The sequence below is a fragment of the Pseudarthrobacter sp. AB1 genome, from assembly GCF_014926485.1.
GTDB lineage: Bacteria > Actinomycetota > Actinomycetes > Actinomycetales > Micrococcaceae > Arthrobacter.
In genome coordinates this window covers 80,330-104,574 of record NZ_PZKO01000032.1, presented here as the reverse complement: position 1 = coordinate 104,574, position 24,245 = coordinate 80,330, and the positions used below count along the sequence as shown (strand labels likewise).

Here is a 24,245-nt window from a genome sequence, read left to right as displayed (position 1 = left end):
CCGGCCCTATGGCGAACCCAGCACCATCCAGCGGTCCGAGCGGGCACGCAGGCCCAGGGTCACAGCCCGGGCGGCCATGTAGCCCAGCGCAAAAGCGGCCCACAGCCACACGAGGCCTGCAGCCGCGGACATGCCGGAGGCAGCAACGGCCACGAGCATGGGCACGTAGACGGCGAGGTTGGCCACACCTGCCAGTGCCAGATACTTGGCGTCGCCGGCGCCGATCAGCACGCCATCCAGGACAAAGACAAAACCCGCAATTGGCTGGCCGGCGGCAAGGATCCACAGGGCGTACGTCAGGACGGACTGGACGCCGGCGTCTGACGTGAACAGCGCCCCGGCCCAAGGTGCAGCGACGGCCAACAGGGCACCTGTGATCACGCCGAAACCGGCACCCCAGCGGATCATTGTCCGGGCCAACTGCCGCGCCCTCACGGGATTGGACGCACCGAGTTCCTTGCCGATCAGGGCCTGGGCGGCTATAGCGAGGGCATCCAGGGCAAAAGCGAGGAAGGAGAAAATGGTCATGGCCAGCTGGTGCGCGGCAAGGTTGACGGCACCTTGCCCCGTGACCACAAAAACCGTGGCCAGGATGGCTATGCGCAGGCTCAGGGTGCGGAGCATGAGCCACGAACCGACGCGGGTCATCGCGCGGATACCGCTCCAGTCGGGCCACAGGCTGATGCCGTGACGGACAGCATTTCGCTGGACCATCAGCAGATAGACGGCCGCCATGGCCCATTGCGCCACACTGGTGCCCGCCGCCGAGCCCGCAACGGACCAGTCCAGCCCGTAGACCAGCCATAGGTTAAGGACAATATTCAGGGCAAAGCCTGCGGTGGCCACCAGCAGCGGTGTCCTGGTGTCCTGCAATCCGCGGAGGACTCCGGTGCCCGCGAAGATGAGCAGCATGGCCACCAGGCCAGGCATGGACCAGCGGAGATAGTCAACAGCAAATGAGCGCACATCACCCTCTGCCCCCATCAGGGACACCAGCGGTTCAGCGGCCCAGAAACCGGCCACCGCCAGGACTATGCCCAGCAGCAGAGCCAGCCAGACGCCGTCGCGCCCTGCCGCAAGCGCCTTGCCCAACTGGCCGTGTCCCATCGCGCGGGCCACCGCCGGGGTGGTGGAGTAAGCGAGGAAAACCATCAGGCCGACGGCGGTGTGCAACACCGCGGAGGCAAGCCCCACGCCGGCCAGCTGGGCCACGCCGAGATGGCCCACAATGGCCGAATCCGCGAGAAGGAACAGCGGCTCGGCGATCAGTGCACCGAACGCCGGCACGGCGAGCCGCAGGATTTCCCGGGCATGGCTGGCAGGACGCTGCACGGCGGCGGGGGCGGATTGATTGGGCACAGCTTCAGCCTAACGGCCGGCGCCGACCACCCGGCGGCCCTGCTTCCATGACGCCGGATGTCATGACAAAGGACACAATGGCGGATTGTTAGTTGACACTTCAACTAATGGTCAGGGAAACTCGATTTATGAATCAGTCACGCCTTATCACCACCGCCATCACCGTCCTGCGCGTCATCCTCGGCTTCCTCTTCGCCGCCCACGGCTGGCAGAAGTTCAATGAATGGACCATCGCCGGCACCCAGGCCGCGTTCACCCAGATGGGCGTCCCCGCAGCCAACATCTCAGCTCCCCTCGTTGCAGGCCTCGAGCTCGCCGGCGGCGTTGCCCTCATCCTCGGCGTACTCACCCGCGTGGTGGCTGCCCTGCTGGCCCTAAACATGATCGGCGCCCTCCTCCTGGTGCACGCCCCGGCAGGAGTCTTCGCCGACAAGGGCGGGTACGAACTGGTGCTGCTCCTGGGCGCTGCCGCCCTGGCACTCGCACTCACCGGAGCCGGCCGGATGTCCGTGGACCGCGCCCTGTTCGGCCGCAAGGGCTCCAAACTGGCAGTCCTCGCCTAAGCGGACTCCTCCAAAACGAGCAACGCCCGACGGCGGACCGGCACCCAGGTGCCGGTCCGCCGTCGGGCGTAAAATTCCTTGGCTAAGGTCAGCCGGAGACCCCGGCCCAGGGAGCGGAAGGAATAGCTGGTGCCCAGGTCCACGAGCTGCAGCGTGCCGGTGTCAGTGTTGACGAGTGAGACTCGGGTCGGCCTCTCCAGCTCCGTATCCCTGTCCACCTTGCAGTCGCCGAGGATCACCGGGGAGGCGGCGCTTCCGGCCTGGTTGCCCATGCGGCCGTAGAGGTCAGGGCCTGCAATCTTGGTGAAGGCCCCGTCGCGGTAGACCAACATGCCGTCTTCACAACCCACCACCACGGTTTCCCCACCGGCAACCGCCTCGCCATGCACGCCGGGGCACTCCTCGCTGCGGAGCAGTTCACTGCGCACCGGCCCGCCGTCACCGGCCGGCGCACTCAACAGCGCCAGGCCGTTGCGGCTCTCTTCGTTCCCAAGGGTGACCAGCAGCTTCCCATCCTCCAGCGTGATGGCGACGCCATGATGGGCTTCGGGTGCCGTGTAGGTGCTGGTCGCAGGCAGACCGGTCTTGAGTGCATCAGTCAGCGCGGCGGGATCAAAGACTTCCACCTTCCCTGAACCGTCATTGAACAGCGCTGTAGTCCCGGCGTGGTTGACCACGTGGCCGGCCTTGGTGGCACTGAAGGCCCGGTCCGTCAGCCGGGGTGCGGCGATATGCTAATGCCCATGGTCGCCGTGCGCAGTACCAGGAAAGCTTCTTTGTCGGGGTGTGCATGGAACTGCCCGCGCAGCCGGATATCACCTACACCGGCGGAAAGTAAGCAACAGCAGCCACACAGACGAAACTGACCCGTCCGCCCAAACGGCGGGCGGGGGCAGTTCCTTTGCGAATATGTGTCAGCCCCGACCCTCCCTTAACACTGCGTCTCAGTAAGATCGCAGCATGACTGAGACCGCAGCCAACTCCGTAACCCTCCGCTTCCTGGCCGCCCCCACGGATGTGGGCCACAGCGGTTCGGTGGATGCGGGGACCGTCCTCGAATGGGTGGACAAGGCCGCGTACGCTGCCGCCGTGGGCTGGGCCAAGTCCTACTGCGTCACCGCCTACGTGGGCAACATCCACTTCGCGGACCCGGTGAACAGCGGCGACATGGTGGAGGTGGAAGCCACCATCGTCTACACCGGACGCTCCTCCATGCACATCCGGACCGTCGTCTCGTCAAGCGATCCCAAGGGCGGGCCGGCCACAATGCGCAGCCAGTGCATGGTGATCTTTGTGGCTGTCGGCGACGACGGCAATCCGATACCGGTTAAACAGTTCGAACCGGCCACGGCAGCGGAGATTGAACAGCGGGACCACGCCCTGGCACGGATCAAGGTCCGTGAACGCATTGTCGAAGCTATGAACGCCCAGGCATATACCGCCGCGGGGACCGCCGAACGGGTGACGCTGCGGTTCATGGCGTCCCCCACGGACGTGAACTGGGGCGGTAAAGTGCACGGCGGAATCGTGATGAAGTGGATCGACGAAGCCGCTTACGTCTGCGCGTCCCGCTACTGTGGCATGGACGCCGTGGCGGTCTTCTCCGGCGGCGTTCGCTTCTACCGGCCCCTGCTGATCGGCCACGTAGTGGAGGTCGAGGCCAGGCTGGTTTACACCGGGACCAAAGGCATGCACATTGCGGTACATGTGCGCTCCGGAGATTCGAAGGGCAAGGAACTGGACCTCACCACATATTGCCTTACGGTGATGGTGGCCCGCGACGCGGACGGCAACTCGGTCCCCGTCCCCAGCTGGGTGCCGGTCTCGGCAGAAGATACACGGCTGCATGCCCACGCCCGCGAACTGCTCGAAATCCGTGGTACCGCACCAGGGAACCGGCTGCCCAACCACCTGCTGGGGCAGGGCTGAGCCAGCCAGCCCCGGCAGTAAGGGTCCTAGAAGCCACTGCCGCCGGCGTCGGCCGCCATGTTGGCGAAGCGTGAGTAGTGACCCTGGAATGCCACCACGATGTCCTTGGTAGGGCCGTTACGGTGCTTGGCAATCAGGATGTCGGCCTCGCCCGCACGCGGGGATTCCTTGTCATAGACGTCTTCACGGTGGAGCAGGATAACCATGTCCGCATCCTGCTCGATGGAGCCGGATTCACGAAGGTCAGAGACCATGGGCCGCTTATCCTGGCGCTGCTCGGAGCCACGGTTGAGCTGCGAGAGGGCGATGACGGGGACCTGGAGTTCCTTGGCCAGCAACTTGAGCGCACGGGAGAACTCGGAGACTTCCTGCTGGCGCGACTCCACTTTCTTGCCGGAGCTCATGAGCTGCAGGTAGTCCAGGATCACGAGCTTCAGGTCATGCTGCTGCTTGAGGCGGCGGCACTTGGCCCTGATCTCCATCAACGACATGTTCGGGCTGTCATCGATGAACAGCGGGGCATCATTCATCCGGCCCATGGTGGTGGCGATCTTGGACCACTGTTCGTCCTTGATGGTGCCCTTGCGAAGATCCTGCAGACCGATGGTTGCTTCGGCGGACAACAGGCGCATGGCAATTTCGTTCCGGCCCATTTCGAGCGAAAACATAACCGTGGCCAGGTTGTTCTTGATGGCCGCCGAGCGGGCGAAGTCCAGGGCGAACGTGGACTTCCCAACTGCCGGGCGGGCGGCGATGACGATCATCTGTCCGGGGTGCAGCCCGTGGGTGAGTTCGTCGAGTTCGTAGAACCCGGTGGGCACACCGGTCATGCCTTCCCCGCGGTGTCCGGACGCTTCGATCTCGTCCACCGTGGCTTCCATGACGTCCTTGAGGACCACGTAGTCCTCTGCTGTGCGCCGCTCTGCCACAGCGTAAACCTCAGCCTGCGCCTGGTTGACCAGGTCCTCCACCTCGCCGTCGGAGCCGTATCCGAGCTGGACGATCTTGGTGCCCGCATTGACCAGCCGCCGCAGAATGGCGCGCTCTGCCACGATCTCGGCGTAGTAGCCGGCATTGGCGGCCGTGGGGACGGTCTGGATGAGCTCATGCAGGTAGGCGGGCCCGCCGATCCTGTTGATCTCCGCGCGCTTGGTCAGTTCGTCCGAGACTGTAACGGCATCTGCAGGCTCGCCGCGGCCGTAGAGGTCGATGATCGCCTCGTAGATGGTCTCGTGCGCAGGCCGGTAAAAGTCCTGGCCGCGGAGGATTTCCACAACGTCCGCGATGGCATCCTTGGACAGCATCATGCCGCCGAGGACGGACTGCTCGGCGGGGATGTCCTGTGGCGGTTTACGGCTGCCTTCTGATCCGCGGGTACCCTCGATCGAGTCCAGGTGCGTTACTGACAAAACTGCCGTCCTCCATAGTGTGCCGCGTCATAGTGCGGCGAGTAAGTCATTTACCTGCCGGGCGCCATCCTGCGGGACCTCCACTGGACGGCATCGTTCAGGTCTATCAGCGGCCACCGACAATGAATCCCGGCGGCCCCATTGAAGTCTGTGCAAAGCGGAGTCTGCGCAGCGCGCGGGGAGTTATCCCCATGTTCCGCAAGTTATCCACAGAATGTGCCCCAGTGGCCGGGCCGAAGGCCTCCACTGCGACGACAGCATATGTCCGCGACGGCGTCACAGCGCCCCACAAGCAGGTATCCCGCAACGGTAGCCGCCCCCGCCCCAGCGGCCAAGCCCACTAGCCCGCAGGCCTGTGGATAACCTGTGCACTAACAGGCATAGCTTGTGCACAGCCTGTGGGTGAACCTGTGGAAACAAAAAAACTTTCGCCGGATGCAGGCGTCTGACCTGCGAAAACGTTTGTCGAGGATGTGGACGAAATTCTTTTTTTCCCAACCTTCGTCCACAGCTTTCAGCGCGGCGCTGTTGAAAGTTCCGCCCCTCCGGGCGCCTAGGCCGCCGATTCATGCCCTATTGGTGATGCTGCACACGCCGCCCGGCATATTTTGACGCCACAGCGAATCGACTGTATGCAACGGCAGGAATGTGCTGTGGATAACGGGCATCTGGCATAAGCTCTGACTATGGGCGACGTACTGATGGCTTTTCTGCCGGCCGGCGTGTTGGCGGCAATAATCTGGGCATTTACGACGGCCCTCAGACCGCGTGATTCCGGGACCTCCGACGCCGAGAAGTACCAGCAGGACCTGGCGAGGCGCTCGGCGGAGCACTATGCCGAGCAGGTGCGCGTGGCAACAGCCGTGCGTGCCCGCCTCGAAGCCAACACCCGGCCCAGCCAAAACGAACAGCAGCAATCGCAGCAGGAAGACCACGCCCGGGCGGCCCGGCGCGGGCAGTCCGGCGCGGGCGCCGGCCAGTATGGCTATGCGGCGCTGCCCGGCGGGATTCTGGACCCTCAGCTGGCAATGCAGTTGCAGACGATGGCGCACGACGGGCACAAGATCCAGGCCATCAAACTCCTCCGCCAGGCAACCCACACCGACCTGGCGACAGCCAAAAAGTATGTAGATCGGCTTTAGAAATGGAATCGCTCGTGATCCCCGTCATCATCCTTGCGGTCGTAGCCGCCGGAGTCGCACTGGCAGCCCGGTCCGTCAGCAGGCGGAAGGCGGCCGTCAGGCAGGCCGGGACCGCCTCCGCGCCGGATCCGGTTGAGGTGGCCCGCCTGGCCGCCGCCAAGCTCTCTGAGGACCAGCACCGCAGGTTGTATGCGCTGATTGCCCAGGGACAGGCTATGGCGGCCATCAAGCTGTACTACGAGGCCACAGGAGAAGGCCTGCGGGCCTCCCGGGACGCGGTGGGGGCGTTGGCCGCCCATCCGCAGGCCTACCGCAGCCCCGCCGCTCAAGCGGCGGAGGCAGAGCCCGACGACGACGACACGCCCCAGCGATTCCCTTACCGCTACCGCGCCATTGCCAGCAAGGGCGATGTGACGCGTGAGGTCAGCAGCAACATGCTCAACGACGAGATCTACGGCCGCATCCGCACGCTGGCGCGCAGTGGAGATACCGAAGGCGCCGCCACTGCCCTGACCAAGCACTCGGACATCACCCTGAAGCAGGCACGCGAGTTCATCGCCCTCCTGGACGACTAGGGCTCCTGGGCGGCTGCGCTTCAGGACGCCCGCACTCCCGGACCCCCGGGACCCAGCCGCTGCGTTCGCCCATGTTCAGGTCAATTGAATTCACAGGACACCTCATGTTCCGGTCATTGACCGGGGAGACCGAACAGTTCGGCAGCCGTGATCACCGGCGGGACCGGCGCGGCGGTAGGGGACGGCCGCGCACTAGCGTCCGCCGGAAATGCCCGCCAAGAGCTGCTCGAACGGAAGGGACTCCAGGGCCGCCGACTTGCGGGCTGACTGATCCCCCGCCAGGAGGGCGGCAAACTCAGCCGCAGCACGGTCAATCCGCGACGATAGGGGGGAGCCGCCGTCGTCCGTGTTTCCCCAGTCCTGGGGGCCTGCGAAAACAGCCGTTGCGGCCATCCGGGTGCGCAGGTAGCTGAACAGCGGGCGCATTGCGTACTCAAGGACCATCTGGTGGCGGTCCGTACCGCCGGTGGCACCCAGCAGGACAGCCTTCCCCTCCAGGGACTTGGGGTCCAGGACGTCGATGAAGGACTTGAACAGGCCGCTGTAGGAGGCACTGAACACCGGGCTGACGGCAATGATGCCATCGGAAGCCTCCACGCCGGCAATGACATCCGTCAGGCGCGGGGCCGCATAGCCGGTAACGAAGTTGTTGGCGATGTCCACCGCGAGGTCGCGGAGCTCAACGATCTCAACCGTCACCTCAAAACCGGCATCGGCGAGGCGGTGCTCCGCCACAGCGGCGAGCTGGTCGGCGAGCAGCCTGCTTGAGGACGGCACACCGAGGCCGGCGGATATTACGGTGATGCGGCGGGTTTCCACTTGGACTCCTGAGATTCGGTACAGCCTATGTTACATGTATTTGCATGTAATTGGGTAACCGGCGACTGTCCGCGTTTATTCCACCGGCTCTACAGCTCCACCGTGCCGGTGATGCAAGTGGTGGAACTGCCGCACACCCGGACGTCTTCGCCGAGAGCTTCTACGTGGACGCGCCACGGGACCGGAGCGCGTCAGGGGCGGGGCAGCGAATGCCAGCCGTCCGCCGTCGCGCTTCACGCGGACCAGGCCGGCCGCGCATTCCTGGACCAGGACCCCGTCCCGCTTCGGGACGCCACCGGCCTCAAGCCACGCGTGCGCCGACCCCAGCGTGGGATGCCCGGCAAAGGGGAACTCCTCGTGGGCGGTGAAGATGCGGACACGGTAGCCGGCATCGGGATGCGTCGGCGGCAGCAGGAAGGTGGTCTCCGAGAGGTTCGTCCAGTTCGCGAAGCGCTGCATGTGTTCCGTGCTGAGACCCACGGCGTCAAGAACCACCGCGAGCGGATTGCCCCGGTAGGGTTCGTCCGTAAATACGTCCACCTGGGTGAACGGACGACGGCGGCGCGCGGGGGATGAATACTGGTTCACCGCCGCAGGCTATCTTTACGGGCGGCCTGGCTGACACGTGAGCCGTGCTCTGCGAGGGAAGCCTTCATATGGGGTCCGACGATGGTGGGCTTCGGCGGCTACGACCGAATCATGGCAGAGCCGCGCACGACCTGGCCTCGGCGTGAGGCACAGAAAAACCCCGTTGCCGGTGACGGCAACGGGGTTTCTCGTGCAGTTTGAGGCTGCCTAGCCGGAAAGGCTACTTGCCTGCAACTACGTTGAGTTCGATCACAGCGGCAACGTCAGCGTGAAGGCGGACGTTGGCCTGGTAGGAACCAACCGACTTGATGTGAGTCGGCAGTTCAACCTTGCGCTTGTCGATGCGGCCAAGGCCAGCGGCCTCAACAGCGTCGGCGACGTCGGCCTGCTTGACGGTGCCGAACAGGCGTCCGGTCTCGCCAGCCTTGACGACGAGCTTGACCGGCTTGGCGGAGAGTGCAGCGGCCTGCTTCTGAGCATCTTCCAGGGAAGCGTGCTCGCGGGCGGCGCGGGCAGTCTTGATGGACTCAACCTGCTTCTCGCCACCCTTGGACCAGGTCAGGGCGAAGTTGCGGGGCAGAAGGTAGTTACGTGCGTAACCGTCCTTGACCTCGACAACGTCGCCAGCAGCACCGAGACCGGTTACTTCGTGGGTCAGAATGAGCTTTGCCATGTTAGTTAATCCCTTCCCTAACCGCGGCCAGCGCCGGAGTAAGGCAGCAGTGCAACTTCGCGGGCGTTCTTGATTGCCTGGGCGATTTTGCGCTGTTCCTGCACCGTGACGCCAGTGACGCGACGGGCGCGGATCTTTCCGCGGTCGGAGATGAACTTGCGCAGCAATGCTACGTCCTTGTAGTCGATGACAGTGATGTCAGCGGCCTTCAAGGGGTTGGACTTTGGTTTGGGCTTACGGAGTTCAGCCTTAGCCATCGTGGAGCTCCTATTCTATGGAGCCCGTGGATATTGATCCACGGGATGGTGGTGGTCCGACGGCGGCAGTCACGTCACGTGCCTTGCGGCACCTTCGGCGGTCCCGGCGTCGGGCCTAGATGATTGGTTTAGAAGGGAGGTTCGGAATCGGGGCCGTTGCCCCAGCCACCGCCTGCGTTGGAGACGCCGGGCGTTGCCCAGGGATCCTCCTGTGCAGCCTGCTGGTTGCCACCACCGAAGCTTCCACCGGAGTTGCCGCCCTGGTTTCCACCAGAGTTGCCGCCTCCGAAGCCACCGCCGCTGTTGCCGCCGCCGAAGCCACCCTGAGCGCCGTTTCCGGCACCCCCACCGCCGGAGCGCTGGGTGCGGTTGACCTTGGCATTGGCATAACGCAGGCTCGGGCCGATTTCATCGACTTCGAGCTCCATAACGGTGCGCTTTTCGCCTTCTTTTGTTTCGTAGGAACGGCTCTTCAAACGGCCGGAAACAATCACGCGCATGCCCTTGGTGAGGGACTCGGCAACGTTCTCGGCTGCTTCACGCCATACCGCCGCGCGGAGGAACAGGGTTTCCCCGTCCTTCCACTCATTGGACTGGCGGTCAAAGGTGCGCGGGGTGGAAGCGATGGTGAAGTTCGCTACTGCCGAACCTGACGGTGTGAACCGCAATTCCGGGTCATTGGTTAGATTACCGATGACCGTAATAGTGGTTTCGCCTGCCATCTACTGCCTCCTTGTTCGATCCTGGGTGAAGAATTCGATCCTGCGGGGTAAAGAATGAAAATTGGAGCTGAAATTACTCAGCAACGACCTTCTGCTCTTCGGGGCGGGTGATCTTGGTGCGCATGATGGTCTCGTTAAGAGACAACTGGCGGTCAAGTTCCTTGGCGGTGTCCGGCTTGGCGGTGAAGTTCACCACGGCGTAGATACCTTCGGACTTCTTCTTGATCTCGTAAGCCAGTCGACGACGGCCCCAGATGTCAACCTTTTCGATGGTTCCACCATCGTTGGTGATGACGTTCAGGAACTTCTGAAGCGACGGCTCAACGGTACGCTCTTCGACCTCGGGGTCGATGATTACCATCAATTCGTAAGGACGCATATGTGAACCCACCTCCTTTGGGCTAAGCGGTTACGGCATTTCCGTAACAGGAGGTTCATTTGCGATGCCGTGCGATGCCCGGCCAACAAAACGGAGGCAGGGCGCAGCACAGACTTCAATATCTTAGTGCATTTGGACCGGATAGGCGATTCGCGCTTGACACAAGGCTAAGCGTCCTGGGACGGGCGCGGAAGCCGGGATGCGAGTATGTGGATAACTCCCCAAGTAGAGGCGGCCCAAAAATGAGTACCTTAGCGCCGGGACTTCGCTGGTGCAGGAGCATGACTGAAGCTATATTGCTATCCAACGGCTGGGTACCGTGCTGGTCGCGATGACGGGGCCAGAAAGTCCGGTCCGAACGGTCACGAAATGACCGGACGGACCTCGTCAAATGTGAAATGCACGCAGCAGCGGTCTCCTTCGATGAACAGATGGGGACCGCATGTCGTTAATAGGGCGAACCAAAGAGTTGGACCGGATCCTCTCGGTGATCCGCAGGCCCACCGAGTCCGCCCTGACGATTGTGGGCCGGCACGGCATGGGCAAGTCTGCGTTACTGTCCGAAATCCCGCGCCTGTCGGACTACCGGACTGTTGTTCTGCGAGCCTGCTCGTCCGAATCGGACTGGCCGCTGTCCGGCCTCACCGCACTGTTGAACGGCATCGATGATCCCGTCCTCAGCCGGTTCGCGGACGAACTGCTGCGGGATTCAACCGGCGCCATGAGCGTTCCCACCGTGTCCACGATGCTGCTGAACGGACTTCACCAGCGCTCATCCTCACGCACCATCATTATCATTGACGACGCAGACCAACTGGACCCCAGCAGCCAGGCTGTGATCGGATTCCTGGCCCGCCGCCTGTCCGGCACAGACATTGTCCTATTCACCAGCGCGCGCGAAGAATCGCCGGACAGCCCGTTCGCATCCCTTCCGGCCCTCCAACTGGGGCCGTTGAGCTACAACGACACGGTCCTGATGCTGGAGGCCATCCCCTCGCGACAGACCGCGACGGCGGCGGTCCACACAGTCGCGGCGGCCACCAAGGGAAACCCGCTCGCCGCCGTCGAGCTTTTCAGGTTGTTGCTGGAACGCGCGGCTGAAGGAAAATACGCACTGCCCGTACCACTGCCCGGCAAGGGTAGTTTCGAAGCCGAGTTCGCTGCCATCGTGGGGGGGCTTTCGCCGGTCGCGAGGCAGGTTCTCAACCTGCTTTCCCTGTCCTGCCGCAGTGACATCGCCACCTTGGAGGGGGCCTACAACCCGCTGTGGGGCGGAATCGACGAACTGCTGGCAAATGGCATGGTGAGCAGGTCCGGGCCGCATCTGCGGATCCCGGACCAGTTGCTTCGGGGCTACGTCTATGCGGCAATGATGCCTGCAATGCGGACCGCCGGCCACCGTTCCATGGCGGAAGCGGCGGAAACCGCAGATCCATACGCGCACCGCTGGCACCTGAGCTTTACTGCCCTGGAGCGGCAGACCCCGTTTGGGCTGCTCCGCTTTGCCGTTGACCTGATCCGGAGCGGCGAGGTGCCGTTTGCCATGGAATACATCGAACGGGCACTGACCATCAACCCGTGGGAAGCGGAGACGGCCGCGAGACTGACCACGGTAGCCGAACTGCTGCTGAACCGAGGAGAATTCGTTTACGCCAAGCGCTACCTGGACTGGGCGCAACGCGTCACACAGAACCCAGCCCTGATCCTTCGCCTTACCGGCCTCGCTTTCGAAATCCAGTTCATGCAGGGAGGAGCCGTGCGCTCCAGCATGGTGATCCGGCTGGTGAAGGAGCTCGGCCAGCATGATCCGGCCTTCGCAAACCGCCTGCTCGTGGTCGGCGCACTGTATTACGCGGACCGTTGGGAGCCTGCGGACGCCACCAGCCTGCTGCGGTGCGCCAGCGAGTTCAAGGACCACGCCGCCCCTGATGGCCTAGCCATGGCCGAGAGCGCCATGCACCTCATCGACGTGATCAGTGGGAAGCCGGAGCAGAGCCGCAGGCCCGACGGCGGGAACGAAACAGTTGCCGTCCTTCTGGTGCAGGGTCGTGCGCTGAGCTACTCCGAACACCACATTGCCGCCCAGGAGGCCTTCGCCCGGGTGCGGAACTTCCTGGAGGCAAACACAGTCAACTGTCGCGAAACCGCAGACTTTCTCGCGGTGGACAACGAAATCCGTGCCGGCAACGTCCGGAAAGCGGTGAGACTGATCGAGGATCTTGAGCTCGCGCAACCGGAATCCAAATATCACCGGGGAATGCGGCACGTCTTCCGGATCTGGCGGGCCAACGCGATCGGAGACGAGGAACTTGCCCGCGCCTACACAACAGAATCCCAGCACTTCTCAGGCGCGGAAAGCCATCCCGCGGTCACAGCGCAGCTGGCCGCGTGCCAGGGCCATTTTGCCCTCATGCGCGGCAACCTCGCCGAGGCGTTCGCGCAGCTGTCCCGGGCAGCGGAAATAGGCCAGGCCTTCAGCAACCCAACACTGCTCCGGTGCGCGGCCGATTTGGTGGAAGTCCTGGTCAGGCTTGGCCGGCACAGGGAAGCCGCCCAAGCACTGTGGCATCTGGAGAGCCAGGCAGTGGGCCTGCGTTCCCCGTGGCTCATGACGGCTGTTGCCCGGAGCCGGGCCATGCTGGCGGACGGTGAACAGTCACTGCAGCTTTTCAGTGACGCACTCGCTGGCAGGAACCCGCAGGAATCACTGCTGGAACGCGCCCGGACCGTGCTGTGCTACGCCGAGCGGCTTGGCACCTTAGGCCGCCTCCGGAGCGCCCGGGACCTACTGCTCCGAGCGAAAGTGATGTTCGACGAAGCTGGTGCCCGCGCCTGGGCCCAGCACGTCGACTCGCTGCTGCTTGACGAACGAGTGGCATCAGCAGGTGCGCTCGTCAGCCCCGCGATCCTGATGCTTGCAGACCACGAACGCGTATTGGCCCAAATGGTGGCCCGCGGGATGAGAAACAAGGAAATCGCGGCCACCCTGTATGTCTCCGTCCGGACCGTAGAAGTGCGCCTCACCGCGATCTACCGGAAGCTCGGGGTGGAATCACGCGCGCAGCTGACGGCCCTCGCTGCCGGCATGGAAGCCACACAGGCCAAGGAACCACTAATCTTTTCCATCCTTTAGCCCTCCAACCGGGCACAAACGCCCTGCAGGTACCCGCAGTTCCCGCAATGATCCGGGCCGATGCCCACACGGCAGCCGGCTTTCCGCACCGGAACGGCACCCGGCAGACTAATTTTGCAGTACGAACTGCGCACCCCCTGGACGAATGTGGGAAGGACTCGGACATGAGAACGGCCGCCGCGAAGGCCGGTGCCAGATGACGGCTGAAACCGTCCTGGCCCGCATCAACGTCATGGAACCCTGGCTCGGCGAGGACGAAGCCCGCGCCGTGGCGGAGGTCCTCGCCTCCGGCATGCTGACCCAGGGGCCGAAGGTCCAGGCGTTCGAGACGCAGTTCAGCGCCGTCCAGGAGGTGCGCCACGCGGTGGCGACCTCCAGCAGCACCACCGCGCTGCACCTGGCCCTGGTGGTGGCCGGTATCGGCCCCGGGGACGACGTGGTTGTTCCATCGCTGGCCTTCATCGCCGCCGCGAATGCGGTGACGTATGTCGGGGCACGGCCCGTGTTCTGCGACGTGGATCCGGCCACCGGCACCGTGACCGCACCTGCGCTCCGGGCCGCACTGACCCTTGACACGCGGGCCGTGATCGTGGTGGACCAGGGTGGCATGCCGGTTGACTTGGACCCCGTCAGCGAGTTGTGCGATCGCCACGAAATCCTCGTGATCGAAGACGCCGGCTCGGCTGTTGGCTCAGAATACAAGGGCAGGCCCGTGGGCACGGGGGCGGACATTGCCGTGTGGTCGTTCCACCGGGACAACCTGGTGACCACGGGCGAGGGTGGCATGCTGACAACCCACCGGGCAGACTGGGCGGCCCGGGCCAGGAGCCTGCGCGGCCACTCCCTGAGCGTGCCGTCGGCGGACCGTGGCAGGGCCCGCCCGACTGCGCCGGAGGTGTATGTCGAAGTCGGCTTCGACTACCAGATGACGGATCTGCAGGCCGCCATCGGCATCGTGCAGCTGGGGAGATTGGCCGGGATAGTGGCTCGCCGCCGGGAAATCGCCGCGAGGTATGAGGCAGGCCTCTCCGGCCTATCCGGACTCCGGTTTGTGGCCGATCCACCATACGGGACCACCAACTTCCAGTCATTCTGGCTTGAAGTCCTACCCAACTTCGCGACGGACCGTGAAGGGCTCCTGGCCCGCCTGGCCGAGGGCGGGATATCAGCCCGCCGCGGCACCATGGCGGCGCACCGACAGCCTGCCTATCGCTGGCGCGGAACGGGCAACGCAGGGCTCCAGAACACTGAACGGCTGACCGACCGGACGCTGGTACTCCCTATTTTCCACAGTCTGGACAACGTGAGCCTGAACCGGGTCATGAACAGCGTCCGGGTCGCTGCCGGGATGCCCCGGTGAGCGAACTGGTTCTGGTCGCCGCCAGCGGGCTGGCCCGGGAAGTTCTGACCATGGTCCGTGCCAGCGGTCAGTACGACGTGGTCGGGCTGCTCGACGACAACAGGGAAATGGCCGGCGTCACCGTGGACGGCGCGCCGGTGCTGGGAACCATTGACGATGCCCCCAAGTTCACCCATGCGCTGGTGCTGGTGTGCCTGGCGTCCGGAAAGTCCCGGGAAGCCGTAGTGGAACGGTTGGCCGCCCTGGGCCTGCGCGATGCCCGCTACGCCACTGCGATCGATCCCACCGTGGAGTGCCCGGAGGGCTGCCGGATCGGCCGCGGCAGCATTCTCCTGAAGAACGTGTCCCTAACGGCCTCCGTCACGATCGGAACCCATGTTGTGGCAATGCCTTCCGTGACTTTTACGCACGACGACGACGTGGCTGACTTCGCGACGTTCGCCGCCGGCGTGTCGCTGGGCGGGGGAGTCCGGATTGGTCGGGCGGCCTACCTCGGGCTGAACTGCAGCGTCCGTGAACGGACTTCGGTGGGGGCCTACGCCACGGTTGGTATGGGTGCCGCCGTTCTGAGCAACGTGCCCGATGGCGAAACGTGGGTCGGCGTCCCGGCCCACCCCATCGAACAGCGCTAGAACACAGCACCTGCCGCCGGGCGCAAGGGGACGCACCGCAACTGAGAGTTCCGTTACCTGATTGTGATTAATCGAATCCTGTCGTGTACGGTCGATCAGGTGGGCCGACCTTCCAGGCCCGAAACCGGGCAGACGCCAAGCTCTGCCGCTGCCCGGAATCCACAACATATTTAGGCAGAGGCGGGGGACCCAGAGTGTCCGGGCACGGCATTAAGCCGACCCTAGGGGTGGAGCCGCTTTACGCGGCCGGATGGCCTCATCCGAACCCGACAGCTAACTCCGCAGGCGTTGAGAGGCAATCACTTATGTCTGCATCCAATGATCAGCCGCGCACTCACGCGCGCCCATATTCTGACGAAGCCGCGTCGCCCACCCAGCGACGGTCTGTGCTGAAGAAGTCCGCGGTCCGTGCCAAGTCCAAGCGCAACATGTCGCTGACCGCGGCCGCTCTTGCCGCCCTGCTGGGAGTCGTATCCCTCGGCCAGGTCTCCGACCAGGCACCGCAGAGTGCCGAATTGAGCCGCGTCGCGGACACGTCCAAGCGTGACCAGGCTCCGGGACAGGTCAAGCGCGACACCAACGCTGTTCCGGCACCGCTGCCGGCCACGGACCCCTCCCCCGATCCGACCACGGCGCCTGCGCCTGCGCCTGAAGAGCCTGCGGTTGCTCCCGCACCCGCCCCGGTAGCGACGACAACGGCTGCTGCTGCTCCGGCACCTGCGCCCGCAGTGGCGCCGCTGGCCTCAACCGGAACTACCGGCGCCATGCCGGTGGGCGTTCCCGGCGCTTGGACAATGGCTTTCGCCGACGAATTCAACGGCACTGCCCTTGACACCGCCAAATGGTCAAACTGCTGGTTCGCCCCGACTTGCGGCACCATGAACAAGGTCACCACCAGCCCCAGCAACGTTTCCGTGGGCGGCGGAAACCTCGTCCTCTCCCTTGAATCGGCGACCTCAGGTTCGTTGGTTTCAACCAATCCGCGCGGCGGGGCCACCACTGGCTACGAGTTCACCACCGGCTACGTCGAAGCCCGGATCCGGTTCCCCGGCGACGGCACAAACCTCTACAACTGGCCTGCATTCTGGACCAATGGTCAGAAATGGCCTACCAATGGTGAGAACGACATCGCAGAGGTTTTGAGCGGAAAGATGACCGTCAATTACCACTCGACGTCGGGCGCCCACAACCAGGGCACGGTTCCCGGCAACTGGGGCAACGACTTCCACACCTTCGGGCTGCACCGGACCGCCAACTCGGCTGACGTCTACTTCGACGGCGTGAAGGTGAAGTCCTACGCCACCGACGACGGCGGTGCACCGCAGTACATCATCCTCAACGTCGGCGCCTCAGGCAGCTCCCCGGCTGCCTATGGTGCCGCGTCACAGGTCCAGGTTGATTACGTGCGCGCCTGGAAGTAGTACCGCCATCATGTGAGCGGACGACGGCGGGAGGATCCTGCCGTCGTTCGCTTTCTTTAATTTTGTGTAAAGCCGCAGTTGTTGCCGCCATTCAGGCAGAACACCGCACCCGCAACGTAAACTCTTGCAATGAAGCTTCTGTACATCACAGAAAGCGTGCCCAACCGCGACCCCATGCTGGGGGACGGCAGTTCCATGATCCCGTTCGAGGTCTTGCGGAACCTGCCCGCGGACATAGCTGTGACGCTCCTAACCTTCGCGGGGCCGGTGGATGTGCCGGCCGAAATTCGCACTCGCTGCAACACCGTGCACGTGATGCCCACCCGTCGACGCGGCTGGGCCGCCATCCTGTCTCTCGGAGGCCTCACTGGCTTCGGAAAGCACCAACGCTCAACCGCCAAAGCGCACACCACCGCGGCTAAACTTTCAGCTGCCCACGAAGCCACCCTGATCCACGGTCCGCATGCCCTGTTTCTCGCCCACTCCGTAACCGGGCCCCTGGTCCTGCAGACGGTGGATCCATGGTCCATCCGTGCCGCGATGGAGACATCCGTCGCCCACGCGCTGTGGCCCGCATACCGCTTCAGGGAATTCCTTGCCGTGCGGTCCGAGCGGAGGCTGCCGCCGCGTGCGCGGCTCCTCACCGTCGGAGCCCAGGATGCCGTCTCATGGTCCGAGCATCTCGCGCGGCCCGCCAGGAGTATCCCCAACGGCGCCGAACGGTCGACGCGTCGGGCCTCCACAGCAGGCAGTCCCGTGGCCTGTTTTGTCGGCAGTCTGAACTACGGCCCCAATGTCGACAGCGTGGGCGTTCTGATCAACAAAATTGCCCCGCTGGTGTGGCAACAGGTTCCGGATGCCAGGTTTGTACTCGCCGGGCGACGACCCGCACCCTCCGTCCGCGCACTGGCTGGCCCGAGGGTGGATGTCCTGGCCAACGTGCCGTCGGTCCTGGAGGTCTTCCACTCCGCCGACGTCGCCGTCTTTCCCGATGAGCACGGGGTAGGCATCCGGAACTCTGTCCGGGAAGCCCTGGCCGCTGGCCTTCCCGTCGTTGCGACGCCCGTGGCCGCCCGCGAGCAAGCTGCCCACCCTTTGCTCACCGTTGAACCTGACCCGCAGGAGTTCGCCGATCACATCGTGCGGCGGTTGACGACGCGCGGATGGCACCGCCCGGGAGCGGACGAAGCCTCCCTCCGAACGTGGCGGACGGTGGCCCAGGAATATGCGGATGAGATCGGCAAGGCAATCAAGTCCGATTCCGCCGGCATCCTGCACGGAAGGTCCCCGGCATGAGCCTCGCTCCCGGTGATCTAACCCGCGCAGGCGTCCGCGGAGCAGTGTGGCAGGGGCTGGCATTCATCTCCGGCAGGGTAATCGTTCTGATCACCACCATCATTCTGGCGCGACTCCTGTCCCCCGAGGAGTACGGCCTGGTGGCGCTTGCCTTGGTCCTTATGGCGTACGCCGAGACCATTGCCGACGCCGGTGTGGCCCAGGCGCTCGTCTATCTGCCACGAACCGGAGTCATGGCACGGTCCGCCCTGCTGATTTCCGTGCTGCTCGGTGGTGTGCTCGCCACCGCCATCGTCCTGGCCGGGCCGTGGATTGCCAGCCTCTTCAATCTGCCAGGTGTGGGGCCACTGGTCCAAGTACTGGGGATCTCTGTGTTGGCCACGTCCTTCGGCGCGGTCCCGGAAGCCCTGCTGCGACGGGATCTGAAGTTCAAGCCCCTGACCCTGGCACCCGTGGTCCGGGCTGCCACCATGGGAACCGTGACCCTGGTCCTGGCCTTTGCGGGCAACGGCGCGTGGTCACTGGCCGTGGGTACGGCGGCCGGGTCCGTTGCTTATGCCGTCACCTGCTGGTTTCTGGTCCGCAAAAACGCCCCTTGGCAGATCTGGCGCGTGGGCAAAGATGCTCTCCGGGCCAACATCGCCTACGGGGCGCCTGTAGCGGGAAGCAGTCTGCTTGCCCGCCTGATTTTCGACGTCGACTACCTCATCATTGGTCTGCTGCTGGGCGCGCAGGCTTTGGGCTACTACACACTGGCCTTCCGGCTTCCCGAAGCCCTGATCCTCAACGTCTTCTTTGTCCTCTCGACGGTCCTGTTCCCGCTTTATGCCCAAGTACGCGGCGATCCAGACCGGCTTCGCGGCGGATACCTGAAAAGTGTCCAGATCCAGACCCTGTATGGGGTGACCGCCGGCGTGGGCTTGGCGGTTCTGGCTCCGGTTCTGGTGCCTCTGCTTTTCGGACAGAAATGGACCGAGGCGGTGCTGCCGCTGGTTTTCCTCGCCCTGTACGCAGCAGTGCGGTCCCTCGGCGCGGGTGCCAACGACGTCTACAAGGCGCTTGGACGCCCTGGCCTCTCCATCGGAATTTCCGTGGCCCGGCTGGTGATCCTCGTGCCGGTCCTGTTCGTCGCCGCCCAATGGGGCATCGTCGGCGTCGCCTGTGCGCAGTTGACAGTGGCGTTTGTTTTCGCCTGCGGCATGCAGGCTGTCGCGGCCCGGGTGATCAAGATCCGGGCGAGCCGCCTGGCCGGCGCCGTCGTCCCGGGCGTGGTCTGCGGGGCCGCTGTTGGGGTGGCCGGGTTGGGCACACTGGGACTTCCGTTCCTCGGTCCCATAATGACCACCGCCGTCGTGGTGGTCATGGCCATCGGGCTGGTGTACGCCATTCTGCGGCTGGGATTCCCGGCCCTGCTCAGGGAACTGCTGAAGCTTGCGCGCCGGGCCTAGCGCTCATGCAGCACGCCTGTCACAACGTGCCGCCATAGCCAGAAATCCCGATCGGAGGCCACTGCCAGGCGGACCTGGTCTGTTTCGGGCCCAGGGCCCGTCTGGCGGTCCAGTCGGTACGCAAGCGTGGCCGCCGACCGGGCCCAGGTGGCAATAACCAACATTGGAAGCACTCCGGCGTCCACCCCCCGACGCCTCAGATGGGCGGCGAGCGGTACCAATGCCCACCCGCCTGCGCCGAACGCCTTCTCAAAGGCCGCTATCTGCGCGCCCCGATGGAATGCGTGTTCAGTGGATTCGCTGAGGTACTGAAGGTAGAAAACCAGGTCATGGCCCGGAACACCATCGGTGCGGGCCCGCTCCCAGTCCACCACCTGCAAGGTTCCGTTGTCCCGAAGGAAGAGGTTGGGATGGCTTAAGTCCCCGTGCTCCACGATGGCGGGCAACGGCACGTCGTGCAGCGGCGCCAGAAGCTCGTGAGTGCGTTTGACCAGCTCCTTGGTTTCCGGCTCGTCCGCAACCAGCCGGCAGAGAGCCTGCAGCGGCTCGCCAATGGTCCGGTCGTACCATCCGTCATTCTGGGCTGCTGCCTGCGTGCACGGCAGCGCGTCTACAAAGTCCGTCCCCGCGCTGACGGCGCCCGATAGGTCCGCGACCACAAGCCGGGGATCAAGGGGGGCTCCAGTCACAGCGGTTTCCACGAGCACTGTGTGGGCGCCGACGTCACAGACAGTCACCACATGCGGGACACCGGTGGCAGGTCCGGCGCCGAGCTGCCTCAGAACCTTGGCTTCGTGCCGCACGCTGTCGTTCTCGCCCGGCTGCCGCGGCACCTTCACCACAAGGCTGGGCTCCCTCGCTCCTGCCGCGAAAATCAGTGCCACCACGTGCCGGGACGTGATGAATCTGGGTGTCAGCAGGACGGTCTCCCACTGCCTGCCAATGCCGTATTTTTCGAGCTGAAGCTCCTCATAGCGCTCTGCCAGGAACCGGTCAACGAATGTCATTGCGGCTCCTCCGCCGAGGGGCGGCGGCCCGTGACAGTTCCTTCCGGAATAGCCAGGTCAAAGAGATGGAGCATGAGTGCCAGCCGTGCGGCGAGGGCTTTGGCGGCGCCGAAACGGACATCCTTGTGGAGTGAAAGGGTGTTCCTGATAGCGGCAGCCGAATCCACTGGAACGATGCGGGCCGTACGGTCCAGCGACGGCGCATTCCAGTACGCGCTGACTTCCTGGTAACCGCTGCGGATAAAGGCGTGTTTCCAGCCTTTCAGCGTCCGGGGTCCGGACCGCCGGAACAGAGAACGCCGGACTTCAACGCACATCCAGCCGCCAGGTTTGACGGCGTCTGCGGCAGCCTTGAAGTCCATCAGATCGGGGTTGCTGAGCAGGACAACTCCGTAGGTGCTGTCTTGATCCGCACGTCCGGGCGCTACCGCTGCCGCTGCGGGATCGATCAGGTGGAGCGCGGACTTCAGTTCCGGGCTGGTGGTGCCGCCGTACCCGACGCTGCTGACCTGCAGGTCCGGGAGCAGGAACCGCCAGTCCAGCCGCCTCCAGAGGTGCGATGTGAGGGCTCCGATCGCGCCTGAGCCGGTCCCTTGCGTCCCGGATGGTTCCTGGCCGGGTGATCCGGCCCCGGCGCCGGACTCTCGATCGACACCTGGCCCCGGCTCCGCCGTCTGCGAGACCTGGTTCCACACGATCCCGGTGGCTTGGCGCAGCACCGTCTCCGGTCCTTGGGCGGCATCGATGAGAGTGCTGCCCGGCAACTGGCCAGCAAGTTTCCGGTAGGCCTGCCTCCAGCCTTCCAGGATCTCAGGGGAGTGTTCACCCTTCCTGCTGAACATAACGTGGCCAGGGACATCAAGAACGAGCAGGAGGTCAGGGGGTTGAACCAAAGTAAAGGCAACAGTGTTGGTCATCTTTTCCAAAATGCCCCCCGCGCCAGTACCGGGCAGCAGGGCGTCGTAGGGCACACGGTCCATCAGCACCAGGCGCCCCATTAAGCTGTAGAACCTTTCCAACAACCCGCCCCGCAGCATCCGGTACACCTTCTTGGCACTCCGGCCACCCGGAACCTTCACCAACCAGGCGTCCCATGGGCCCGCTCCCCACATGCCCATGTACAGATACTTGATTGGCAGGGGTACGGTAGCCTGCAGCCCGCGGAGCAGCGTCGTCTTTCCCGCGCCGTCTGGCGCCATTACTGCGACGACAGGTCCGCTGCCTTGCAGTCGGGCACCACAGAGGCGAAGACCCTTATGCCTGGCAGCGGTCAGGCGGGGCGCAACCCTACCGCCGGCCCACCGGGACGCCATCGACGCCGCGGTGGCCGGCACTTGGTTGAAGTTGCCCGCCCGGACCAGAGCCAGTATTTCCGCCGCTGTCCCTTGTCCCATGCGGTGGTCGACAAAGCACGCAATGAAATCGTAGGCCGAAGCGGCCTCGGCCGCCTTTCTGGCCGCGTCCACCCTCGCAGGTGCGATTTGACCTTTGTCCAGGAAGAGGTGGAGCAACTGGAGCCAGCCCTGGTCTGCCGGTGCCGGGAGCCACAACGGACCTCGGCGCACGCGACGGCCCAGACACTGCGGGGCCAGGGAAGTCCGCCACTGCTGATAGGGCCCGAAGGCGATCTCCGAGACGATATCCAGCTTCACCCAGCTGCCATCGGTGGCCGAATAGCAGAAGTAGAACCAGTGGCTGCCATGGCCGGGCGCCAGGACACGGCGGAAGCCTTCCGCCTGGAGCAGATCGTCCAGTATCGGCAACAAGTCGCTGGCCACAAGAATGTCCACGTCTCCAGTGGGGCGCGCCAAGTCGTCTTGCCCCCGGAGCAACAACCAGGACTGTCCCGTGGCCTCGAGGGCATGCAGGGCCGCTCTGAGGTTGCGCTCGATGACCGGCGCCTGCTGCAGCCCGACAGCCCCCGCGGCATCTGGTTCCGGGCGGACAGGACCCCCGGCTTTAGGGGGTGTAGGCATATTGCACCGCCCAATCGATTTGAAGATACCCGGATGTTTCGGCAGACGGATACGACGCGCTGGCGCGATCGGAGGTCTCCACCTGCAGCGTCCACCTCATCGGCGTATCGGGAACGCCGGCGGGGTCCGTTGTCTGGCTGATGAGTTGTCCATCCCAAAACCATTTGACGTTTCCCGGAGTCCATTCAGTGGTGGCCACATGCCATCCGTCAGGCCCGTCGGGTGAATAGACGCGGTTGGGCGGGTCAAATTTCATGGGTCCGGTGGCACGGGAGCCCTTGATTGCCGAGCTAGCATAAAGGGCACCATCCAGGCCCCCTTCCGGCCAATCAATTTCCCCTTCATTCCAGTCATCGCTGACAGGCCACAGCAGAAAGGCAACCTTGTAGCCGGGCATGGAATCATACCGGAACTTCACGGAGTACCGTCCATAGGTTTGACCGGTATAGCCGAAGGGAACAACGCTCGCCACCCGTGGGGACCCTGCGGCCGTATGGAGGAAGTAGTCAAGATTTCCCTGACTTACCGAGAGAACCTCGTCCGGCGCGTAGAGCCCTCTGCCGGAGCTGTCGGCGAAACCGGCATATCCCCTCATCTCTGCACCATAGACCTCGCCAACGCTTCCGGAGCCGGCTGGCCGGGTAAAATCCTGGGCACCGGTCAGTTTCCATCCCGGAAGATCTCCAACGGGCATTTCCGTATGCCTCTCTGTGAGTTTTTCCGCAGCCAGGTAGGGAATCACAATTGCCCCCGCGATAAGTGCAGCTGTCGCGCCGATGGATAAACTGACAAACCTGCGAAACCGGGCAAGGTTAAGGCGCTGATTTGAATTGGTAGATTCGGACCGTAGTATTGCTGAAGACATTCTCGACGCCGGTTCCGTTCTCAAGTAAACGCTGCAGTTCCGGTAAGTACTGGGCCTCGAAAAGCTTTTCTTCCACCGCTTGGCGTTTTTGCTCTTCGGTAATGACCACATAATTGTTGTCCGCCGCTCGGAGCCTGTCAGCATAGGCCCGCAGGCCCTCAACACTGATTTTTCCTTTTGCTTGCCGGAAATAGTCAACCAGCGACGTCACACTTCCCCATTTGAGATAATGCGGATAGTCGGGCCCCACCAGCAACGGGAAGAAGTACTTCGTTTTAAAGACAATGTCGCCTGCCTTGGTGTTCTCGTCTAGCCACTGGCTGGCGCTGACGTCGTCCTGGGACACGCGATAGTCGGCCTCAGGCTGGAAGTGCACCACAGTGAACAGCATGGCCATCGTGACGATGGTTGCGCTGGCGCCAATGACTGTTCGACGAGTCCGGACAGGTCCGGACCAGAACAGCCATGCTACGCCAATAGAGAGCCAGGGCAAGGCGAAGAGAAAAACCCTGAACCGCGCCTCGCCCCCGTAAGACTGAGCCAGCAGCCCCAGGGCCGGCGCGAAGGCGAGCCAGGCCACAACAAGTGTGGTCCGTACGTGACCATGAAGCAGGCGGCGGACGAATCCGGCAACCGCCAGCACCCCCGTTAGCAGTGTAAGCACAACCGCCAGGTGCGCCAGCGTGTGCCCT

General features: G+C 64.1%; 21 protein-coding genes, 1 pseudogene and 1 riboswitch. Of the genes and pseudogenes, 10 read left to right on the top strand and 12 right to left on the bottom strand.

The window, feature by feature from the left end; translation table 11 throughout:
* Positions 1–6: 6 nt before the first annotated feature.
* A complete protein-coding gene (locus tag DAD99_RS09110) occupies positions 7–1,359 on the bottom strand; it encodes an MATE family efflux transporter (RefSeq protein WP_193341260.1) in 1,353 nt (450 codons plus the stop codon).
* Between the two features lie 128 nt (positions 1,360–1,487).
* Here DAD99_RS09110 and DAD99_RS09105 point away from each other — a divergent pair, with 128 nt between their 5' ends.
* On the top strand, positions 1,488–1,922 hold the full coding sequence (locus DAD99_RS09105) for a DoxX family protein (RefSeq protein WP_193341259.1): 435 nt from the start codon (positions 1,488–1,490) through the stop codon (positions 1,920–1,922).
* Here the strand turns inward: DAD99_RS09105 and DAD99_RS09100 are convergent.
* On the bottom strand, positions 1,919–2,599 hold the full coding sequence (locus tag DAD99_RS09100) for a hypothetical protein (RefSeq protein WP_193341258.1): 681 nt from the start codon (positions 2,597–2,599) through the stop codon (positions 1,919–1,921). The genes DAD99_RS09105 and DAD99_RS09100 overlap by 4 nt on opposite strands.
* A 283-nt stretch (positions 2,600–2,882) precedes the next feature.
* On the opposite strand from DAD99_RS09100, the gene DAD99_RS09095 reads away from it, so the two are divergent.
* A complete protein-coding gene (locus DAD99_RS09095) occupies positions 2,883–3,851 on the top strand; it encodes an acyl-CoA thioesterase (protein WP_193341257.1) in 969 nt (322 codons plus the stop codon).
* Positions 3,852–3,877: 26 nt separating this feature from the next.
* On the opposite strand, the gene dnaB is transcribed toward DAD99_RS09095, so the two are convergent.
* Positions 3,878–5,260 (bottom strand): replicative DNA helicase, encoded by a 1,383-nt coding sequence (dnaB, locus tag DAD99_RS09090; protein ID WP_058930676.1) that lies wholly within the window; start codon positions 5,258–5,260, stop codon positions 3,878–3,880.
* Between the two features lie 686 nt (positions 5,261–5,946).
* Between dnaB and DAD99_RS09085 the strand changes: the two genes are divergently transcribed.
* Both DAD99_RS09085 and DAD99_RS09080 read left to right on the top strand, forming a co-directional pair.
* Positions 5,947–6,402, top strand: coding sequence for a hypothetical protein (locus DAD99_RS09085; RefSeq protein WP_193341256.1), 456 nt, complete (start codon positions 5,947–5,949; stop codon positions 6,400–6,402).
* 2 nt (positions 6,403–6,404) lie between these two features.
* The gene (locus DAD99_RS09080) at positions 6,405–6,977 is read left to right on the top strand and encodes a hypothetical protein (protein WP_193341255.1); all 573 of its coding nucleotides are present in this window, start codon (positions 6,405–6,407) and stop codon (positions 6,975–6,977) included.
* A 192-nt stretch (positions 6,978–7,169) separates the two neighbouring features.
* Here the strand turns inward: DAD99_RS09080 and DAD99_RS09075 are convergent, their stop codons facing one another.
* The 6 genes and pseudogenes from DAD99_RS09075 to rpsF form a co-directional block, all read right to left on the bottom strand.
* Positions 7,170–7,796: an FMN reductase gene (locus DAD99_RS09075; protein WP_193341254.1), complete on the bottom strand. Its 627-nt coding sequence runs from the start codon at positions 7,794–7,796 to the stop codon at positions 7,170–7,172.
* A 174-nt stretch (positions 7,797–7,970) separates the two neighbouring features.
* Positions 7,971–8,384 (bottom strand): annotated as a pseudogene (locus tag DAD99_RS09070) (PhzF family phenazine biosynthesis protein); the annotation flags it as partial.
* A gap of 220 nt (positions 8,385–8,604) precedes the next feature.
* Positions 8,605–9,057 (bottom strand): 50S ribosomal protein L9, encoded by a 453-nt coding sequence (gene rplI, locus DAD99_RS09065; protein ID WP_160676130.1) that lies wholly within the window; start codon positions 9,055–9,057, stop codon positions 8,605–8,607.
* Positions 9,058–9,074: 17 nt separating this feature from the next.
* Entirely contained in the window at positions 9,075–9,314 is a 240-nt protein-coding gene (rpsR, locus tag DAD99_RS09060) for a 30S ribosomal protein S18 (protein WP_003800144.1), read from the bottom strand.
* Between the two features lie 128 nt (positions 9,315–9,442).
* Complete coding sequence (locus DAD99_RS09055; RefSeq protein ID WP_185262011.1) at positions 9,443–10,036, bottom strand: single-stranded DNA-binding protein; 594 nt, start codon at positions 10,034–10,036, stop codon at positions 9,443–9,445.
* 73 nt (positions 10,037–10,109) lie between these two features.
* Positions 10,110–10,415 (bottom strand): 30S ribosomal protein S6, encoded by a 306-nt coding sequence (gene rpsF, locus DAD99_RS09050; protein WP_011693941.1) that lies wholly within the window; start codon positions 10,413–10,415, stop codon positions 10,110–10,112.
* A 442-nt stretch (positions 10,416–10,857) separates the two neighbouring features.
* Here rpsF and DAD99_RS09045 point away from each other — a divergent pair, with 442 nt between their 5' ends.
* The 6 genes from DAD99_RS09045 (at position 10,858) to DAD99_RS09020 (ending at position 19,705) form a co-directional block, all read left to right on the top strand.
* The gene (locus DAD99_RS09045; RefSeq protein WP_193341253.1) at positions 10,858–13,548 is read left to right on the top strand and encodes a LuxR family transcriptional regulator; all 2,691 of its coding nucleotides are present in this window, start codon (positions 10,858–10,860) and stop codon (positions 13,546–13,548) included.
* Positions 13,549–13,744: 196 nt separating this feature from the next.
* Entirely contained in the window at positions 13,745–14,908 is a 1,164-nt protein-coding gene (locus DAD99_RS09040; protein WP_193341252.1) for a DegT/DnrJ/EryC1/StrS aminotransferase family protein, read from the top strand.
* The gene (locus tag DAD99_RS09035; protein WP_185262014.1) at positions 14,905–15,540 is read left to right on the top strand and encodes a NeuD/PglB/VioB family sugar acetyltransferase; all 636 of its coding nucleotides are present in this window, start codon (positions 14,905–14,907) and stop codon (positions 15,538–15,540) included. Before DAD99_RS09040 ends, DAD99_RS09035 begins: the two co-directional genes overlap by 4 nt.
* 123 nt (positions 15,541–15,663) lie before the next feature.
* A riboswitch (cyclic di-AMP (ydaO/yuaA leader) is annotated at positions 15,664–15,842 on the top strand.
* Positions 15,843–15,845: 3 nt separating this feature from the next.
* Entirely contained in the window at positions 15,846–16,961 is a 1,116-nt protein-coding gene (locus DAD99_RS09030; RefSeq protein ID WP_193341251.1) for a family 16 glycosylhydrolase, read from the top strand.
* A 129-nt stretch (positions 16,962–17,090) separates the two neighbouring features.
* Positions 17,091–18,257 (top strand): glycosyltransferase, encoded by a 1,167-nt coding sequence (locus DAD99_RS09025; RefSeq protein WP_193341250.1) that lies wholly within the window; start codon positions 17,091–17,093, stop codon positions 18,255–18,257.
* Positions 18,254–19,705 carry a lipopolysaccharide biosynthesis protein gene (locus tag DAD99_RS09020; protein ID WP_193341249.1) on the top strand — a complete coding sequence of 484 codons (1,452 nt, stop codon included), beginning with the start codon at positions 18,254–18,256 and terminating at the stop codon, positions 19,703–19,705. Before DAD99_RS09025 ends, DAD99_RS09020 begins: the two co-directional genes overlap by 4 nt.
* Here the strand turns inward: DAD99_RS09020 and DAD99_RS09015 are convergent.
* From DAD99_RS09015 to DAD99_RS09005, 3 genes are read right to left on the bottom strand one after another with little or no spacing between them, the layout of a single operon-like run.
* Positions 19,702–20,712, bottom strand: coding sequence for an aminoglycoside phosphotransferase family protein (locus tag DAD99_RS09015; protein WP_193341248.1), 1,011 nt, complete (start codon positions 20,710–20,712; stop codon positions 19,702–19,704). The two genes, DAD99_RS09020 and DAD99_RS09015, sit on opposite strands and share 4 nt — an antisense overlap.
* Positions 20,709–22,688 (bottom strand): hypothetical protein, encoded by a 1,980-nt coding sequence (locus tag DAD99_RS09010; protein ID WP_193341247.1) that lies wholly within the window; start codon positions 22,686–22,688, stop codon positions 20,709–20,711. The genes DAD99_RS09015 and DAD99_RS09010 overlap by 4 nt, the downstream gene beginning before the upstream one ends.
* Complete coding sequence (locus DAD99_RS09005; protein WP_193341246.1) at positions 22,672–23,430, bottom strand: glycoside hydrolase family 16 protein; 759 nt, start codon at positions 23,428–23,430, stop codon at positions 22,672–22,674. The genes DAD99_RS09010 and DAD99_RS09005 overlap by 17 nt, the downstream gene beginning before the upstream one ends.
* Between the last annotated feature and the right edge of the window lie 815 nt (positions 23,431–24,245).